Genomic DNA, 19,436 nt, shown 5'->3' on the forward strand with positions numbered 1-19,436 from the left:
GTACCAACAAGAACGAACAGACAAAGATTTGATTTAACGGATTGCCGTGGCTATACCGATCAGCAAGGTCAGCCTCATGTTCGGCGGGCTTGGAGAAACTAAAATAACCATGATCAGCTCTGCTGCGGTATGCCCAGCACCGACACGGACGTCGCTATCCTGCCCATCCGCATTGCGCCCCTTTGGCCCGCAGTAACTCGCTGCCACTTCAAGTAAACCGCTCTCGCCGAATGATTGAGGTATCAGATTTTGGATCGGCGTTAGGGCGAGGTGCTCCATATAAAGCTGAAGCACGGTGTACGGAGAGCTGGCATAACGCGTCTTCTCTGTGCAAGGTGAAAAGCTTGGTTTGCCCTGGGATCACCAGACGCCTGGGCGTTTTCAATGCCGATGGTGGAAAAGCATATTGTCGACAAAATGAAGTATTGCCGCCCCTTCCTCTGCCCCTGAAAAACAGTAACTAAATTTCCAACACTTCCCCCCGTCTTCTGAATACCTGCCCACCCTAATGGCACCCAGCAGGCCGTACGCTCGATATTCGAGCCCATCCATAGAGGAAGGACATGCATATGACCCCGGGACTTTCATCCACTGAAATCTACGACATAATCGGCGTCGGCTTCGGCCCCTCGAACATTGCGCTGGCGATAGCCCTCGAGGAAATGGCCAGCCAGCATGGTCCCCTGAAAAGTCTGTACCTGGACAAGCAAGAGGATTACCGCTGGCATGGCAATACGCTGGTGACCCAGAGCGAGCTGCAGATTTCCTTCCTCAAGGACCTGGTGTCGCTGCGCAATCCGACCAGCCGCTACTCCTTCGTCAACTATCTGCACCATCACGGCCGACTGGTGGATTTCATCAATCTGGGCACCTTCTATCCATGCCGGATGGAGTTTGACGACTACCTGCGCTGGGTCGCAGGGCATTTCGCCAGCCAGTGCCGTTATGGCGAGCAGGTGATCGGCATCGAGCCTCAGCGTAACAGCCAGCGATTGGTAGAAAGCTTGAAAGTGATTTCCCGTACCGTCGATGGCCGCGAAACGACCCGCCACACCCGCTCGCTGGTGGTGAGCGTCGGTGGCACGCCGAAGGTTCCCGAGGTGTTCGACAGTCTGAAAAATGATGCCAGGGTCTGTCACCACGCACAGTATCTGGAGTGGATATCCAAACAGCCGTGCGTGTCGGGTAAACCCATGCGAATTGCGATCGTCGGTGGTGGGCAAAGTGCTGCGGAAGCCTTCATCGATCTCAACGACAGCTTCCCGTCCGTGCAGGTGGACATGATCCTGCGCGGCTCGGCACTCAAGCCCGCCGACGACAGCCCCTTCGTCAACGAGATCTTTTCGCCGGCCTTCACCGAACTGATGTTCAACCAGCCGGAGGGTGATCGCCAGCGACTGATCGATGAATACCACAACACCAACTACTCGGTGGTGGATCTCGATCTGATCGAGCGTATCTATGGCATCTTCTACCGGCAAAAGGTATCCGGCCAACAGCGTCACGCCTTCCGTTGTCTGCGCACGGTGGAAAAGGTGCTGGCCAACGAAGGTCATATCGCCCTGACTCTGCGTAATATCGCCAGCGGAGAGATCGAAACCTGCGATTACGATGCGCTGATTCTGGCCACCGGTTACGAACGTCGAGAGCATCGTCAACTGCTCGCTTCGATCGAGGAGTATTTGGACGGTTACCGGGTTGGCCGCGACTATCGCCTAGTAACTCACGAGACTTTCAAGCCGGCCGTGTTCATGCAAGGCGTTTGCGAGTCGAGTCACGGTCTGAGCGATACCCTGCTCTCTGTACTGCCGGTTCGTGCCGAAGAGATCGCCTGCTCGCTTTACAACGCTGTCGGCAAGCATAACCAGACAGTCCAACGTTCGATCCGTCCGCTCAAGGCACTCGGAGGTCTGCTCGAATCGGCCAGCTAGCTGTGTAGAGTCATACATGGTGCAGTGAGAGAAAGTGCAAAACAGTCGATCAGCGGGTTGCAATCGAGAGTGGCATTCGCTCTGCGTCAGTTGTATCGATACAGTTGCGGGAAGCAGACGGATCTCTGCTCGGACTCTTCATGGCTCCGAGCACAACCTGTTTATATGAGCTCGCAGGGATAAAGCGTTCGGCTTTGCGGTTACGCTGTAAAGAGCATGTTGTACCAAACAGAGGCATAAAGCCTCGGAAGACCGGGAACGGTACTTTCTTTATTGAGACAGGATGCTCAATGTAAAGTCTTCGTTTCAATCAATGTCCCCCTGGAAAATACTCTACCTCGAGTCCTGCTTCACTGAACTTCTCAACCCACGCCGTGAAAGCCGCAAACAAGCTGTATGTCCTGCACATCATCACGATGATCACATGCACTCCCCATGTACGGCCATGGCGACTGGGTAATACCGAAGACTTTTGTCCACGAGAACAACAAAATCCTGCTGAGCGAGTGCGGAGTGCATTGCTACGTCGTATCTGAGCGGTTGGCGTCAAGAGCAGCCTGGAGGAGGCTGGTGGTGCTGAGGCAGGTGGAGTCGATTCTCTCCACGTGGGCGGCTCAGGGAGCTTGTGAAAGCTATATCCAGATTCTTGAGTTGGCTGGCTTGGCGTGGCTCTGTTTTGGCCGTGTACAGGGATAGAAGGCCCGCAGCGCGACTGCCCAGGGACCATCAGGCGCGATGCTTTTGCCAAGGCAGGCCGAGGCCTGCCGGAATCATGGCAACTCTTCCGAATACCCCTCGGCCATCGCCACCACGACCTTGCGCTTACCGGTGAAGGGTGAGCGCGCATGGGCGGCCAGCATGTTGTCGAGCATCATCACGTCGTCCTGCAGCCAGGGGAAGCTGATGGTGCACTCGTTCAGCACGCCGCGTATCTCGTCGAGCAGGCCATCTTCGATCGGCGATCCATCGCCGTAGTAGACGTTGCGTGGCAGATCTTCCTCGTCCACGACCTCCAGGAGGCTCTCGCGCACTTCCCATGGCAGGTTGGAGACGTGGAACAGGTGGGCCTGGTTGAACCAGACCATGTCCTTCGTCACGGGATGACAGGCCACGGCCTGGCAGATCTGACGGGTTCGAAGTTCGCCGTCGTCCTTCCACTCGCATTGGATCGCATGGGCGCGGCAGTACGACTCGACGGCCTGGCGATCGTCCGTGTTGAACACCTGCTCCCAGGCTACGTCCAGGCCGTTGCCATAGTTGCGCACGTACATCAGCTTTTTCTCCACGAAACGCTCGCGGATACGTGGCGGTACCCGCCGGTAGATTTTCCGGCTGTCGGCGATCGGCGTCTCGCCGCCGGTTTCCGCCGGAATCACGCTGTAAAACCAGATTTTCAGCGGCCACTCGAGCGTGTAGGCCTGCTCGTTGTGCAACGGGATGGCCTGGTGGGCAGGGTATTCCGTGGAGGTGTAGATCCCGCTCGCGACATTGGTTCGCGGAGTGGAGCCGAATTCGTAGCGCAGCAGCGGATGACCGAAGGCGGCCGCGAACTCCCGGAAGTCCTCGATGCCAGCGACCTGGAAACCGCGGAACAGGATACCTCCGCAGCCGAGCAGATACCTGTCGACCAGGGGTTTCAGTTCGGCGAATGCCTCCAGCAGATTCACTCCCGGCTCCGGCGCTTGCACGAGCATCGGCAGATCGCCCTTTCCCGCCTGCAGCGGATGGATATCGAAGCGCGACAATTCGCTCATGCTTGTGTACCTCAGGCGTCCGCCCCAACAGCGGAACAGGGTTGAACACGACGCAGATGAACGCTCAGGTTGTTCCTGATCAGCTTCAGGACCCGGCTTTCATGCTCGTGAATGAAGAAATGCCCGCCCGCGACCATGTCCAGCGAGAAGCCGACGGCGGTTTCCTCCTGCCAGGCCAGCAACTGCTCCATGCTGCTCCGGTCTTCCTTGCCGCCGAGCACATGGATCGGCAGTTCCAGGAGCGGTCGCGGCCGGTATAGGTAGCGGCCGCACATCAGGAAATCGGCGCGCAGGACCGGCAGGGTCAGGCTCATCAGTTCCTCGTTGTCGAGGACTTCCTCAGGGGTGCCCTGCAGGTCGCGCAGCTCGGCGATCAGTTCTTTGTCCGTCTTGGGCTGCGAATAATCCTTCTCGTACTCTTCCCGACGCGTGGGCGCCGCCGTGCCGGAGGCGAACAGCGCCAGTGGCGGCGGGCTGGCCAGATCGCCCAGGGCGTGGGCGATCTCGAAGGCCAGCAGGGCGCCGAGGCTGTGCCCGAACAGCGCGTAGGGCTGTTCCAGGCGTGGGGCCAATTCCCCGGCCAGTTGCCTGGCCAGGGCGTGCATGTCGGTCTGCAGCGGTTCGCCGAGACGCGCGCCGCGTCCCGGCAGTTCCACCGGCTGCACCTGCAGCCAGTCCGGCAGGCCGCGCCGCCAGCGGCTGTAGACCATGGCGCTGGCACCGGAATACGGCAGGCAGAACAGGTTCAGTCTCGGCACGGTCGGCGGCCTCAGTTCGCGGTGGCGCCTTCGCGCTCCTTGGCCATTTCTTCCATCTTCTTGCGCAGGCTCAGGGGACGCATGTCGGTCCACACCTCCTCGATGTAGGCCAGGCATTCCTTCTTGAAGCCGCTCTTGCCCGCCTTGCGCCAACCCTTGGGGATTTCCTTGTAGTCCGGCCAGATGGAGTACTGCTCCTCATGGTTGACGACGACCTGGAAAACGATGTCCTCGCGATCGAAAACAGAAATCATGGCGTGTTCCTCTGTGCTGGTTGAGTCGGCTTGCCCTTGGGGCTCGTACGGATAAACGTGTGGGCGCGTCGGGAAATTAGCCGGCGGAAACCGCCGCCGACACCGCCCTGGCGAAGATGCCGGCCACCTGCTCGACTTCCTCGTGGCGGATGATCAGGGGCGGCAGGAAGCGCACCACGCTGCCGTGGCGGCCGCCCAGCTCCAGGATCAGTCCGCGTTTCAGGCACTCGCGCTGGATCGCCGAGGCCAGCGCCGGGTCCAGCGGCGGGTGGCCGAGGGCGTCCGGCTCGCCGTCCGGCTCGACGATCTCCACGCCGAGCATCAAACCGCGCCCGCGCACATCGCCCAGTTGCGGATAGGTCCGCTGCAGCGCCTGCAACAGCCCGCGCAGGTGCTCGCCGACCTGCTCGGCATGCCGTGCCAGGTCATGTTCCTGGATATGGCGGATCACCGCCGAGCCGGCGGCCATGGCCATCTGGTTGCCGCGGAAGGTGCCGGCGTGGGCACCGGGCTGCCACTTGTCCAGTTCGTCGCGGTAGACCACCACCGACAGCGGCAGGCTGCCGCCGATGGCCTTGGACAGCACCACCACGTCCGGCACGATCTGCGCGTGCTCGAAGGCGAACATCCGTCCGGTGCGGGCGAAGCCGCTCTGGATTTCGTCAAGGATCAGCGGAATACCCGCTCGCGCGGTGATCTCGCGCAGGCCGCGCAGCCAGGTGTCGGCCGCCGGGATGGCGCCCGCCTCGCCCTGCACGGCTTCGACGATCACCGCCGCCGGCGGCTGCACGCCACCTTCGGGATCGCTCAGCAGGTTGGCGATATAGCGCAGACCCACCTCCACGCCCTGCTCGCCGCCCAGCCCGAACGGACAGCGGTAGTCGTAGGGGAACGGCAAGAACTGCACGCCCTGGGTGAGCAGCGCGCCCAGCGGAGTCTTGGCCTTGAGGTTGCCCATCAGGCTCAGTGCGCCCTGGCTCATGCCGTGGTAGCCGCCCTGGAAGGCCAGCACGGTACTGCGCCCGGTGGCGGTGCGCACCAGTTTTAGGGCCGCCTCCACCGCGTCGGTGCCGGTCGGGCCGCAGAACTGGATTTTCGCCTGCCGGGCGAACTCCGCCGGCAATGCGCCGAACAGGTCCTGGACGAAGCGGTCCTTGACCGGTGTGGTGAGATCCAGGGTGTGCAGCGGCAATTCGTCGGCCAGTACCTGGCGGATCGCCTCAACCACCACCGGATGATTGTGGCCGAGCGCCAGGGTGCCGGCGCCGGCCAGGCAGTCGATGAACACCCGCCCCTCGACGTCTTCCACATGGATGCCGCGGGCGCGCTTGAGCGCCAAGGGAATCCGCCGCGGGTAACTGCGCGCGTTGGACTCCTGGCGGGCTTGGCGGGCCAGCAGCGGGTTGTCGTCCAGTTGATAGAGCGGCGGCTCGTCCGTCGCCGTTTCGATGTCCGCTACCGCGATGTTCATGGTTCCGTTCTCCGTGGCAAGAATTGGTCGTGCATCACAGCGCCTCCAGCCGCGACATCAGGTCGTCGAGGCGGCTGGCCTTCTGTTCGGTGAGGGCCGAGCCCTCCAGCGATTCGATGTAGGCGGCCAGTTCGCCTACCGTGCTGCACTCGAACATCGCCCGCAGCGGCACGTTGCGCTGCAGTGCCTTCTGCACCCGCGAGGCGATCTGGGTGGCCAGCAGGGAGTGCCCGCCCAGTTCGAAAAAGTTGTCGTGCACGCCGACCCGCTCCACCTTGAGCAGCTCTGCCCAGATCGTCGCCAGGGTCCGTTCCAGATCGTTGCGCGGCGCCTGATAGGCCTGCCCGCGCGATTGGCCGATCTCCAGTTCCGGCAGCGCCTTGCGGTCCAGCTTGCCGTTGGCGTTGCGCGGTAGGCCCTCCAGCAGCAGCCAGTGCGCCGGCACCATGTAGTCCGGCAGCTCGGCGCGCAGACGCTGCTTGACGTGCTCGAACAGTTCGCCGTGCAGCAGCGGCGCGGTGGCCGGGGAAACCTCCGCCAGCTCCATGTCGGCGGGCACCAGGTAGCCGACCAAGTACTTGCCGTTCGGCCCCTCCTGCACCGCCACGGCGGCCTCGCGGACTTCCGCCTGTTCGTGCAGGCGCGCCTCGATCTCGCCCAGCTCGATGCGGAAGCCGCGGATCTTCACCTGGTGGTCGATGCGCCCGACGTACTCCAGCAAGCCGTCGACGCGCCGCCGCGCCAAGTCGCCGCTGCGGTACAGGCGCTCGCCGGGCTCGCGGGCGAAGGGGTTGGGCAGGAAGGCCAGCGCAGTGCGCAGCGGATCGCCCACGTAGCCACGGCCGACACCGGTGCCGGCGATGCACAGCTCGCCCGTCGCGCCGGCCGGCACCAGTTCCAGCGACTCGTCGAGCAGGTACAGGCGGTTGTTGTCGGTGGGGCTGCCGATCGGCAAGTAGCTGCCGGCGGTGGCCTCCATGTCGACGCGAAACAGCGCCACGTCGTCCGAGCATTCCGCTGGTCCGTAGGCGTTGACCAAGCCCACTTGCGGATAACGCCGCAGCCACTGGCGGGCCAGTTCCGGCGGCATGGCCTCGCCGGTGGGCAGCAGCCAGCGCAGCGCGCCGAGCCCGTCCCGCTCCTCGGCGAGCATGCCCTGGATCAGCGAGGGCACGCTTTCCAATACCGTGACGCCGCGCTCGCGCGCCAGGGCCAGCAGGGCGCCCGGATCGTGAGCGATGGCGTTCGGCACTATCTCCACCCGGCCGCCGAACAGCGGCGCGGCGAGGAACTGCCAGACCGAGATGTCGAAGCTCTGCGAGGCGGTCTGGGCGATCGCATCGGCTTCGTCCAGGCCCAGGTAGGGCACCTTGGACAGCTGGTTGTTGAGCATCCCGGCCTGCTCGACCATCACCCCCTTGGGCAGTCCGGTGGAGCCGGAGGTGTAGATCACGTAGGCGAGGCTGTCCGGACCGCTGTAGACGCCGGGGTTCGCCGTCGACCAGTCGCCCGCCTGCACCTCGTCCCACACCAGCAGGCGCGGACGGCCCTGGCCGGCCAGCGCTTCCAGCAGCTCGACGGCCTGCGCGCGGCACTCCGCCGAGCAGACCAACAGCGGCACGCGGCCGAGTTCGAGGATGCGGGTCAGGCGCTGGGCAGGATGGCCCGGGTCGAGCGGCAGGTAGCCGGCGCCGGCCTTGAAGGTTCCGATCATCATGCCGAGCAGATCGAGGCCGCGCTCGGCGAGCAGCGCCACCGGCTGGTCGACTCCCACGTTGGCCGCGCGCAGGGCGTGGCCCAGGCGGTTGGCGCGCGCGTTCAGCCCGGCGTAGTTCCACTGTGCGTCCTGACAACGCGCGACGATCCGCTCGGGATGCGTCGCCACCCGCGCCTCGAACAGCCGCGCGTAGCCCTGCTCCAGCGGGTAGTCGCGCTCGCTGCGGTTGCAGCCCTCGGTCAGGAATTCGCGCTCGCCGTGGTCCAGCAGCGGCAAGTCGGACAGGTCGCCATGGATGCCGTCGGCCAGGGCCAGCAGCAGGCGCTTGAAGTCGCCGAGCAAACGCTCGATGGTTGCCGCCTCGAAATAGCGCCGGTCGTAGGACAGGTGCAGGCCCAGGTCGTCGCCCGGGTAGCAGACCACGGTGAGCGGGAAGTTGGTGTGGGTGCGCCCGGACTCGGAACGCGCCTTGAGGCCCTGGGCGCGGTCCAGCACCGCGCTGTCCACCGGCGCGTTCTCGAACACGAACAGGCTGTCGAACAGCGGCTGGCCCTTGGGCAGTTCGCTACATTCCTGGATATCCACCAGCGACAGGTATTCGTACTCGCGCAGTTCCAGGTTGCGCTCCAGCAGTTCGCGCAGCCAGTCGCGCACCGCGCGGCGCTCGCCCGGCGCCGGCAGGCGCAGGCGCAGCGGGATGCTGTTGATGAACAGGCCGACGGTACCCTGCAGCGCCGGCATGCTCACCGGCCGCCCGGCTACGGTGACGCCGAAGGTCAGGTCGCGTTCGCCGCTATAGCGGTGCAGGACCAGCGCCCAGGCCGCCTGGGCGAAGGTGTTGACGGTCAGTTGGTGGCGCTGGGCGAGTTCGCGCAGACGTGCGCCGTCGGCGGCCTCCAGCCGCGTCAGGCAGTCGCCGACCTGCATGCCGCCGGTGTGTTCGCGCAGCAGCGGACGGTCGCCGGGGATGGCGGTCGGCCGCTCGAAGCCGCGCAGGTTGTCGCGCCACCAGTTGCGTGCCGCTTCGAAGTCTTGGCTTTGCAGCCAGGCGATGTAGTCGCGGTAGCGCGGCGCGGACGGCAGCCGCGGCTCGCGGCCCTCGCCGAGGGCGGCGTAGATCTCCAGGAAGTCGCTCATCAGCAGGCCGCGGCACCAGGCGTCGATGAGAATGTGATGGTTGCTCATCATGAACCAGTAGCGCGCCTCGCCCAGGCGGATCAGCCGCAGATGGAAGGGCGGCTCGCGCAGCAGGTCGAAGCCCGTTTCGCGTTCGTGCTTGTGCAGCGCCTGCAGGCGTTCCTCGTGGCCGTCCGCGTCGAGCGCGCTCCAGTCCAGGTAGTCGATGCGTGCGGCGCCCGGCTTGTGGACGATCTGCAGCATGCTTTCGCCGCTGTTCCAGGTGAAGGAGGCGCGCAGCGCCTCGTGGCGCGCCACCACCGCCTGCCAGGCCTGCTCGAAGCGCGGCAGGTCGAGTTCGCTGTCGATCCGGTAGCGGTCCTGCATGTAATAGATGCCGGTGCCCGGCTCCAGCAGGGTGTGCAGCAGCAGGCCCTCCTGCATCGGGGTCAGCGGGTAGATGTCCTCAATCGCCGCCGTCGGCACCGGCAGCGCGTCGAGCTGGGCCTGGGTGAGTTGCGCCAGGGGGAAGTCCGAGGGCGTCGGGCCGCCGCTCTCCTCTTCCAGGCAGTGCTCGATCAGCCGCTGCAGTTCCGCCAGCAGCTCCTCGGCTAGCGCCCGCACGCTGCCTTCGTCGTAACGGCCGGCGCCGTAGGTCCAGCGCAGGCGCAGCTCGCCGCCGTAGACCTGGGCGTCGATCGACAGCCAGTTGGGCAGCGGCGCGTCCTCGGCATGGGCCGGGCCGACCGGCTCGTCCAGCGGTCGGAACAGCGCGTCATGCGCGAAGCTCTGGTCGAACTGGCCGAGGTAGTTGAAGGTGATCCGCGCCTGCGGCAGCGCGGCCATCGCCGCGCGCGTGTCGGCGTCGGCGAGGTGGCGCAGCACGCCGTGGCCGAGGCCCTTGTGCGGTACGCCGCGCAGTTGTTCCTTGACCGCCTTGATGGCATCCGCCAGTTCCCCGGCGGGTTGCAGGCGCACCGGGTAGGCGCTGGTGAACCAGCCCAGCGTGCGGGTCAGGTCGATGTCGTCGAACAGCACCTCGCGGCCGTGCCCCTCCAGTTGCACCAGCGCCGCGTCGCGCCCGCTCCAGCGGCACAACACGCGGGCCAGGGCGGTGAGCAGCAGCTCGTCCACCCGGCTGCGGTAGGCCGCCGGCGCCTGCTGCAGCAATTGCCGGGTGCGCGTGGCGTCGAGGCGCAGGCTCAGGCTGCGGGCGTCGCGGTAGCGGTCGTCGGTGCCGGCCCGGTCGCAGGGCAGTTCGCCGTCCATCCCGGCCAGTTGCGTCCGCCACCAGCCCAGCTCCTCGCGCAGCGATTCGCTGGCGGCGTAGGCTTCCAATCGTATGGCCCAGTCGCGCAACGAACTGGTCCGTGCCGGCAATGCCGGAGACCGGCCGGCTTCGAACTGCCGGTAGAGGCTCTGCAGGTCTTCCAGCAACACCCGCCAGGACACCCCGTCCACTGCCAGGTGATGGATCGCTAGCAGCAGCGTCTGCCGCCCATCCACATCCTCAGTCAGCACCGCGCGCAGCAGCGGGCCGTGCGCCAGGTCGAGGCTGCGCTGGGCTTCGGTGAACAGTGCCCGGCGCTCTTCCGGGCCGGCCGGCCGAGCCCGCCACAGCGGTTCCCCGCCGCTCTCGCCCACCGCGCGGTATTCGGCCCGCCAGTGGCCGTCGATCTGGCGGAAGGCCAGGCGCAGAGCGTCGTGTTGGTCGTGCAGGTAATGCAGGGCCTTTTCCAGGCAGTCGGCATCCAGCCGGCTGCTCGGCTCCAGCAGCAGGCTCTGGTTCCAGTGTTGCGGCTTGGCGAGATGCTGTTCGAAGAACCAGTGCTGGATCGGCGTCAGCGGCGTGGCGCCGCTTAGTGGCCCCTGCTCGCTCGTCACCGCCGCGACGCTCCGGGCCACCGTGGCGAGGGCCTGTACCGTCTGGTGCTGGAACAGGTCGCGCGGGGTGAAGTGGAGGCCCGCCTGGCGGGCGCGGCTGACCACCTGGATCGACAGGATCGAGTCGCCGCCCAGTTCGAAGAAGTTGTCGCCGAGACCGATGCGGCCGACGTTCAGCACTTCGGCCCAGATCGTCGCCAGTTGCCGTTCCAGCTCGCTGCGCGGCGCCTGGTAAGCCTGGCGGTCCTGGTCGGGGTCGGGCGCCGGCAGGGCGCGGCGGTCGAGCTTGCCGTTGGGGGTCAGCGGCAGCTTTTCGAGCAGCGACAGGTGCGCCGGTACCATGTAGTCGGGCAGTTGCGCGCGCAGGTGGGCCTTGAGCGCTTCGCGCAGTGCCGCGCGCGCCGCTTCGTCGAGCCCTGCCGCGGCAGTCGCCACGTAGCCGGCCAGTTGCTTGCCGGACGGTGTGTCCAGGGCCAGCACCGCCGTGTCGGTCACGGCCGGATGCTCGCGCAGGCGCGCCTCGATCTCGCCCAGTTCGATGCGGAAGCCGCGCACCTTGACCTGCTGGTCGATGCGCCCGAGATACTCCACCTGGCCGTCGTCGCGCAGGCGTACCCGGTCGCCGCTACGGTACAGGCGCGCGCCGTCCGCGTCCGGCACGAAGCGTTCGGCGCTCAGCGCCGGGCGTCGGTGGTAGCCGCGCGCCAGGCCCTTGCCGCCGAGGTACAGCTCGCCGGCGGCGCCCTGCGGCAGCGGCGCCAGGTCGGCATCGAGGATGGCGCCGCGGCGGGCGCCCAGCAGGCTGCCGATCGGCACGCTGGCAGCACCTTCCTCCAGGGTTTCCGGCGCCCGGCAGGCCAGCGGCATGACCACCGTCTCGGTCGGCCCGTAGGCATTGAAGAAGGCTTGCGGCGCGAAGGCCGCGCGAATCCGCTGCAGGTGCTCGCCGGTCAGCGCTTCGCCGCCGGTGATGCACAGCCGCACCGGCAGGTGCTCGTCGCGACTGATCAGCCATTGCGCCAACTGGCTACCGTAGCTGGGGGTGAAACCGAGGATGCTCACGCTCTGCTCGCGGATCAGTTGGCAGATCGACTCCGCATCCCATTGTCCCTGCGCGCGCAGTACCAGCCGCGCGCCGCACAGCAGCGGCGCGAACAGCCGTTCGGTGGCGGCGTCGAAGTTGATCGAATAGAAGTGCAGCTCGCAGTCGGAGGCCGCCATGCCGAAACGCTCGATCACCGCCCGGCAGTGCATGGCGATCTCGCCGTGGCACACCGCCACGCCCTTGGGCAGTCCGGTGGAGCCGGAGGTGTAGATCAGGTAGGCGAGGTTGACCGGGCCGGCGAGCCTCGGCAGCGGTGCGCCGGACTGGCCGTCCAGGGCGGCGAAGTCGTCCTCCAGGCACCAGCGCCCCACCCCGGCCGGCAGTTCGCCGAGCGCCTCGAACAACGCGGCGTGACCGAGCAGCAAGGCGATACCGCTGTCCTCGATCAGGTAGCGCAGGCGCTCCAGCGGGTATTCCGGGTCGAGCGGCACGTAGGCGCCGCCGGCCTTGAGGATCGCCAGGATGCCGACGACCATCTCCGCCGAGCGTTCCAGGGCCAGGCCGACCAGCACTTCCGGGCCGACGCCGCGCTCGCGCAGCACGCGGGCCAAGCGGTTGGCCCGGACATCCAGCTCGGCGTAGCTCAGGGTCCGCCCGGCGAAGGTCAGCGCCGGCGCTTCGGGCGTCCGCGCCGCCTGAGTTTCGAACAGTTCGTGCAGGCAGGCGTCCAGCTGGTAGTCGCCGGGCGCTTCGGCCAGGCGGGTGGCTTCGGCTTCGGCCAGCATCGGCAGTTCGGCGAGGCGCCGCGACGGCAGCTCGACCATCGCCTCCAGCAGGCGCGTCCAGTGCCCGGCCATGCGCGCGATGCGCGGTTCGTCGAACAGGTCGGTGCTGTAGGTCAGGCAGCAGCCCAGGCGCTGGTCGAGGTCGGTCACCTCCAGGTAGAGGTCGAACTTGGTCGCCCGCGCGTCGTTGACCAGGTATTCGACGGTCATCCCGGCCAGTTGCCGGGTCTGCTGGAACTCCCAGCGCTGCACGTTGCACATCACCTGGAACAGCGGGTGATGGGCGGCGCTGCGCGGCGGTTGCAGGGCTTCCACCAGTTCGTCGAACGGCAGGTCCTGATGGGCCTGGCCCTCGATCACCGTGTCGCGTACCTGTTCGAGCAGTTCGGCGACGCTCATCCGCCCGTCCAGCCGGCAGCGCAGCACCTGGGTGTTGAGGAAGGCGCCGATCAGTCCCTCGCTTTCCGGGCGGATGCGATTGGCCACCGGCGCGCCGATACGCAGATCGCCCTGCCCGCTGTAGCGGTACAGCAGCAGCGCCAGGGCGGCGGTGGCGGTCATGAACATGGTCAGGCCGTGGGCCGCGTTCCAGGCGCGCACCCGCCCGGCCAGCGCCGGCTCGAGGTCGAAGCGGAACAGCTCGCCGCGATGACTCTGCATCGGCGGCCGCGGCCTGTCGGCGGGCAACTCCAGCAGCGGATGCTCGTCGCCCAACTGCCGTTTCCAGTAGTCGAGCTGGCGCTGGCGCTCGCCGCCCTCCAGCCAGCGGCGTTGCCACTGGCTGTAGTCGAGATACTGCACCGGCAGGGCTTCGAGGGGCGATTCGCGCCCGTCGAGGAACGCCTCGTAGAGCGCTCCCAGTTCGCGGGCGAACACGTCCATCGCCCAGCCTTCGGTGACGATGTGGTGCAGGGTCACCACCAGGTAATGCTCGTACTCGCCGGCCTTTACCAAGCACACGCGTAGCAGCGGCCCGCGCTCCAGGTCGAACGGCTGGTGCGCCTGCTCGTCGGCCAGTTCCTGCAGGCGCGCCCGGCACTCGTCGGCCGGCAACGCGGACAGGTCCAGCCGCTGCATGCACAGGTCGGATCGCTCGGCCACCTGCTGCCAGGGCTTGCCGTCGTCGCTGGGGAAGGTGGTGCGCAGGGTCTCGTGGCGCCGGATCAGCGCCTGCAGGGCCATGTCGAAGCGTTGCGCATCGAGCGGCCCGCTCAGCCGCGCCATGCCGCCGACGTTGTAGGCCGGACTCTGCGGGTCGAGCTGCCAGAGGAACCACATGCGCTGCTGGGAATGCGACAGCGGGATGCGCTGGCCACGGTCCGCCCGTTCGATGACGCCCCAGTCGTCGCGCACGCCCTCGGCCTGCAGGCGGGCCACCTCGGCGGCGAACCCGCCGAGGCGGCTGGCTTCGAACAGGCTGCGCAGCGGCAGGTCGAGGTCGAACGCCTGGCGGACCCGCGAGACGATGCGGGTGGCCAGCAACGAATGACCACCCAGGGCGAAGAAATCGTCGTCCAGGCCGACGCGCGGCAAGCCCAGCACCTCCTGCCAGATCGCCGCCAGGCGCCGTTCGCGCTCGTCGCGCGGAGCGACGTATTCGCCCACCCGCCAGTCCGGCTCCGGCAGCGCCTTGCGGTCCAGCTTGCCGGTCGGGGTCAGCGGCAGCGCGTCGAGGCGGACGAACTGCGCCGGCACCATGTACTCCGGCAGGCTGGCGGCCAGGGCGCGCTTGAGGCGTTCGGCCAGGGCCGGATCGTCTTCCGCGCCGTCGCTGGTCAGGTAAGCGACCAGTCGCGCACCCGCGGCGCCCTCGCGTACCAGCACCACGGCCTGGCGCACCGCTGGCTGCGACAGCAGGTGCGCGCGGATTTCCTCCGGTTCGATGCGAAAACCGCGCACTTTCACCTGCTCGTCGGCGCGGCCGAGGAATTCCAGCGCCCCGTCGTCCCGCCAGCGTGCCAGGTCGCCGCTGCGGTACAGCCGCGCGCCGTCCTCGCCCGGCACGAAGCGCTCGGCGGTCAGCGCCGGACGTCCCAGGTAGCCACGCGCCAGGCCGCTGCCGCCGAGCAGCAGTTCGGCCACCGCGCCGCTGGGCGCCAGTTCCAGTTCGGCGTCGCGCAGCTCACAGACCACGTTGGCCAACGGCCGGCCGATAGGCACCCGCGCGCCCTCTTCCGCGCAGCGCCAGTGGGTGACGTTGATCGCCGTCTCGGTCGGCCCGTAGCGGTTGTGCAGCGCGACCTGCGGCAGCCGTTCGCGCACCCGCCGGCACAGCTCGGCGGAGAGTGCCTCGCCGCCGGAGAACAGCAGCCTGAGGCGGCGGCAGTCGCCGAGCGCCGGTTCCTCGACGAACAGTTGCAGCAGCGGCGGCACGAAGTGCAGGCAGGTCACCCCGTGCGCCCGAGCCAGTTCCACCAGCCGGCGCGGGTCGCGGTGCTCGCCATCCGCCGCCAGCACCAGGCGGCTGCCAGCGATCAGCGGCAGGAAGCATTCCCAGACCGATACGTCAAAGCCGAGCGGCGCCTTCTGCAGCAGCACGTCGGCAGCGTCCAGGGTGTATTCGCGGCGCATCCAGTGCAGGCGTTCGCTCAGCGCGCCATGGCTGACGCCGACGCCCTTGGGCTGGCCGGTGGAGCCGGAGGTGTAGATCACGTAGGCCAGGTTGCCGACGTCCAGCGCCAAGGCGGGCGGCGTGTCCGGGCAGTCCTTGCCGGCCGGCTCATCCGACGCCTCCAACTCTTCGAGACTCAGGCTCGCCAGTCCGGCCGGCAGTTCCAGGCCGTCCAGCAAGCGCCGATGGCCCAGCAGCAGCCCCATGCCGCTGTCCCCGATCATCCAGGCTAGGCGCTCGCGCGGGTAGTCGCCATCCAGCGGCACGTAGGCGCCGCCGGCCTTGACGATGGCCAGCAGAGCGACCATCAGCTCGATGCCGCGCCCGGCCAGCAGGCCGACCTTCACCTCCGGGCCGACGCCCAGCTTGCGCAGGCGGTGCGCCAGGCGGTTGGCGCGGCGCTCCAGGTCGGCGTAGTCAAGGGTCGCCTCGCCGCTGACCAGGGCGATTGCCTGCGGCGTCGCCCGCGCCTGGGCGCTCAGCAGTTCGGGCAGCAGGACGCCGGCCGGTTCGGCCGGCCCACGCCCCCACTCGCGCAGTCGCTGGCGCTCGTCGACACCGAGCAGCTCGAAGTCGCCGATGGCGCGCTCGGGGTTCTCGCCGACCTGTTCCAGCAGGCGCACGAAATGCCCGGCGAGACGCTCGACGCTGGCGCGCTCGAACAGTTCGCAGGCGTAGTCGAAAGATAGGCGGATACGCCCCTGGCGGTCCTCCTCGCTGTGCAGTTGCAGGTCGAACTTGGCCTCGCGGCTGTGCCAGGGCAGTTCCTCGGCGAGCAGCCCCGGCAGGCGGCGCAGCGACTCCAGGTCGCGCTGCTGGTGGTTGAACATCACCTCGAACGGCGGTTCGCCGCCCAGTGCCTCGACTAGCCGCTCGTACGGCAGGTCCTGGTTGGCCTGGGCGCCCTCGACCGTGCGCCGCGCGGCCTCCAGCAGCACGGCGAAGGTCTGCCGCGAATCCAGCCGCCCGCGCAACACCTGGGTATTGATGAAGAAGCCGACCAGTCCCTGCAACTCGCGGCGAGGGCGATTGGCGTTGGGCACGCCGAGGCGGATGTCGGCTTGCCCGGTATAGCGGTGCAGCAGGGTCTGGAAGGCCGCCAGGAGGACCGCGAATAGCGTGGTGCCCCGCGCCCTGGCGAGGGCTTGCAGGCGTTCGCCGAGGGCCTTGTCCAGGCGCAGGCCGAAACGCTCGGCGGACGACTCCCGGCCGCCGCGCGGCCGGTCCAGCGGCAGCGCCAGGGGTTGGTGCTCGTCGGCCAGTTCGGCGCGCCAGTAGTCCAGTTGCGCGGCGAGGCGTTCGCCATCGTCCGCTTGCCAGGCCGCGTAGTCGGCGTAGCGGATCGGCAGGGGCGCCAAGGATGCCGTCTGCCCCTGGAGCTGCGCGGCGTAGAGCCGGGCGAACTCGTCAAGCAGCAGGCCAAGCGACCAGCCGTCGGCGACGATGTGGTGCAGGGTCACCAGCAACAGGTGCTCCTGTTCGTCCAGGCTGACCAGCCGCACGCGCAGCAGCGGGCCGTGCTCCAGGTCGAAATGGAAACGCGCCTCTTCCTCGCGGATCGTCCGCGCCCGCTCCTCGCGCTGCGCTTCGGGCAGCGCGGAAAGATCGTCGCGCAGCAGCGTCCAGTCGGACGCCGTTCCGACGCGCTGGAAGCCGATGCCGTCTTCCTCATAGAAGGTGGTGCGCAGCGATTCGTGGCGCTCGACCAGCGTCGCGAAGCTGTGTCGCAGCGCCTGCTCGTCCAGTTCGCCGCGCAGGCGCAGACCGCCAGGAATGTTGTAGGCGACACTGTGCGGCTCCAATTGCCAGAGGAACCACAGGCGGTTCTGCGCCGCCGACTGGCGCAGGGCGCCCTCGCGCGGCAGGCGCGGGATACCGGTGGCGGACGCGCCGCCTGCGGCCAGCAGGCGTTCCAGCTCGGCGCCGAACGCCCGCAGGGTCGGGGCCTCGTAGAGGCTGCGCAGTTCCAGGTCGACGCCCAGTTCGTCGCGCAGCTCGGCGATCATCTGGATGGCCTGGATGGAGTTGCCGCCCAGGGCGAAGAAGTGCGCATCGGGGTCGAGCCGTTCGGCCTTGAGCAGCGTCCGCCAGAGCGTGGCAAGGCGTTCGCCGGGCGGCGTCGCGTCGGCGGCAGGCTCGGCGCCCCGTCCCTCGCGCAAGGAAGCAATCGGCACCAGTTCCCCCGCCTCGTGGCGTTGCCGGCAGGCGGAACGCTGCAATTTGCCGCTGGAGGTCTTCGGCAGCGCGCCGGGCTCCAGCAGCAGCACCAGTACGGGCGCCTCGTGATGCACTTCGGCCACCGCCTGGCGGATGCGCCCGAGCAGTTCGTCGGCGGCCACCTGCTGGGCGGTGCGCCGCCCGATCTCCGCCGCCACGCCGAGCGCTTCGCGGCCATCGTGCTCCACTGCGAAGGCAGCCACGCGCCCGCGCCGCACCTCGGCGACGCACTCCTCCACGGTGCGCTCGATATCCTGGGGATAGAGGTTCTGGCCACGCACGATCAGCATGTCCTTGAGCCGCCCGGTGACGAACAGTTCGCCCCGCTGGCGGAAACCCAGATCGCCGGTGCGCAGCCAGGTGCGACCGTCGCGTTCGACGAAAACCTCCGCGGTCGCCTGCGGATTACGCCAGTAGCCCTGGGCGACGCTCGGTCCGCTCGACCAGATCTCGCCGACCAGCCCGTCGCCCAGCGTCTCGCCGCTACGCGGATCGACGATCAGCAGCGGATGGCCGGGTTGTTCCCAGCCGCAGCTCATCAGCACCGGACCTTCGCCGGGCTCGGCGCGGTTGGCCGCCAGCGCGGCGGCGTCGAGCCGCAGGGCGGGGATGCCCTGCCCCGGCCGGCCACCGCTGACGAACAGGGTCGCCTCGGCCAAGCCGTAGCTGGCCAGATAGGCATCGGGACGGAAGCCGCAGGGCGCGAAGCGTTCGGCGAACGCCGCCAGGCTGTCCTGGCGGATCGGCTCGGAACCGGAGAAGGCTACCCGCCAGCCAGACAGGTCCAGAGCGGCCAGCTTGCCCTCGGCGATGCGTTCGTGGCACAGCCGATAAGCGAAGTCCGGACCGCCGCTGATGGTGCCCCGGTAGCGGCCGATCGCCTCCAGCCAGCGCACCGGCCGCTCGAGGAAATACTGCGGCGACATCAGCACCACTGGCACGCCGCTATAGATGCCCTGCAGCAGTCCGCCGATCAGCCCCATGTCGTGGTACAGCGGCAGCCAACTGACGATGGTGTCGTCGTCGCCGATCCGGTAGCCCTGGCGGATCAGCCATTCGTTGGCCTCCAGGTTGGCGTGGCTAACCTGCACGCCCTTGGGCGTCGCGGTGGAGCCGGAGGTGTATTGAAGGAAGGCGATGGCCTCGGCCGACACCGCCGGCGCCCGCCAGCCGTCGGCCAGGGCCGGGTCCAGCGCGTCCACCGCCAGCAGTTCGGGCAGCGCGTCGCCGCGGCCTTTCCCCAGGGCGGCCAGCGAACCGGCTACCCCGGAGGTAGTGAGAATCAGCCGCGGCTGGGCGTCGGCGATGATCGAGATCAGTCGGCGCAGGTGCTGTTCCTGGCTGCTCTCCGGCGGATAGGCCGGCACCGCGATCACCCCAGCGTATAGGCAGGCGAAGAACGCCGCGACGTAGTCCGGTCCGCTGGGAAACAGCAGGACCGCGCGCTCGCCCGGCTCGCCGCGCTCCGCCAGCGCCGTCGCGATGATGCGCGCTTGGCGGTCCAGTTGCCGGTAGCTCAACACCTCTTCCCCGTCGCCGCCGAGAAAGCGCAACGCCAGCCGCTCCGGCTGGGCGGCGGCGCGCCGCATCAGGGCATTGGCCATGGAAACGGGGCGTTCGAAGGTATCCGTCATCTCTGCACCTTTCTCGATTCGACTGGGCAAGCGGACCACCGGGAGAGACCCGGGGGTCATGGAGCGATGACGGATCGACGAGAAAGAAAATTAGTGGCCGCGGGCACGGGAGGGGCAACGGAAACGAAGCCGGGGGTAAAGATCTCGGCAGGCGGCTCGTTCTTTCCCGAATGGCCCTGCGATCGGCTTCTCCCCAGCGTCATGGCAATATGCACGGCGTTAAGTTTTTAAGTAATTAAATTATAATAATTCTCATTTG

6 protein-coding genes are annotated in these 19,436 nt (G+C 67.5%); 1 reads left to right on the forward strand and 5 read right to left on the reverse strand.

Annotated elements, in window-relative coordinates; genetic code table 11:
- Positions 1-569 precede the first annotated feature (569 nt).
- Positions 570-1,931: a lysine N(6)-hydroxylase/L-ornithine N(5)-oxygenase family protein gene (locus ACGI6K_RS10460; RefSeq protein ID WP_376946932.1), complete on the forward strand. Its 1,362-nt coding sequence runs from the start codon at positions 570-572 to the stop codon at positions 1,929-1,931.
- A 770-nt stretch (positions 1,932-2,701) separates the two neighbouring features.
- Here the strand turns inward: ACGI6K_RS10460 and ACGI6K_RS10465 are convergent.
- The 5 genes from ACGI6K_RS10465 to ACGI6K_RS10485 form a co-directional block, all read right to left on the reverse strand.
- Positions 2,702-3,685 carry a TauD/TfdA family dioxygenase gene (locus ACGI6K_RS10465; RefSeq protein WP_376946926.1) on the reverse strand — a complete coding sequence of 328 codons (984 nt, stop codon included), beginning with the start codon at positions 3,683-3,685 and terminating at the stop codon, positions 2,702-2,704.
- An 11-nt stretch (positions 3,686-3,696) separates the two neighbouring features.
- The gene (locus ACGI6K_RS10470; protein WP_376946924.1) at positions 3,697-4,443 is read right to left on the reverse strand and encodes a thioesterase II family protein; all 747 of its coding nucleotides are present in this window, start codon (positions 4,441-4,443) and stop codon (positions 3,697-3,699) included.
- A gap of 11 nt (positions 4,444-4,454) precedes the next feature.
- Positions 4,455-4,697, reverse strand: coding sequence for an MbtH family protein (locus ACGI6K_RS10475; RefSeq protein ID WP_376946922.1), 243 nt, complete (start codon positions 4,695-4,697; stop codon positions 4,455-4,457).
- A 76-nt stretch (positions 4,698-4,773) separates the two neighbouring features.
- Entirely contained in the window at positions 4,774-6,168 is a 1,395-nt protein-coding gene (locus ACGI6K_RS10480) for an aspartate aminotransferase family protein (RefSeq protein WP_376946920.1), read from the reverse strand.
- Between the two features lie 34 nt (positions 6,169-6,202).
- Positions 6,203-19,177 carry a non-ribosomal peptide synthase/polyketide synthase gene (locus tag ACGI6K_RS10485; RefSeq protein WP_376946918.1) on the reverse strand — a complete coding sequence of 4,325 codons (12,975 nt, stop codon included), beginning with the start codon at positions 19,175-19,177 and terminating at the stop codon, positions 6,203-6,205.
- Positions 19,178-19,436 lie beyond the last annotated feature (259 nt).

Source organism: Azorhizophilus paspali (assembly GCF_043587585.2).
In the GTDB taxonomy this organism is placed as follows: Bacteria; Pseudomonadota; Gammaproteobacteria; order Pseudomonadales; family Pseudomonadaceae; genus Azotobacter; species Azotobacter paspali.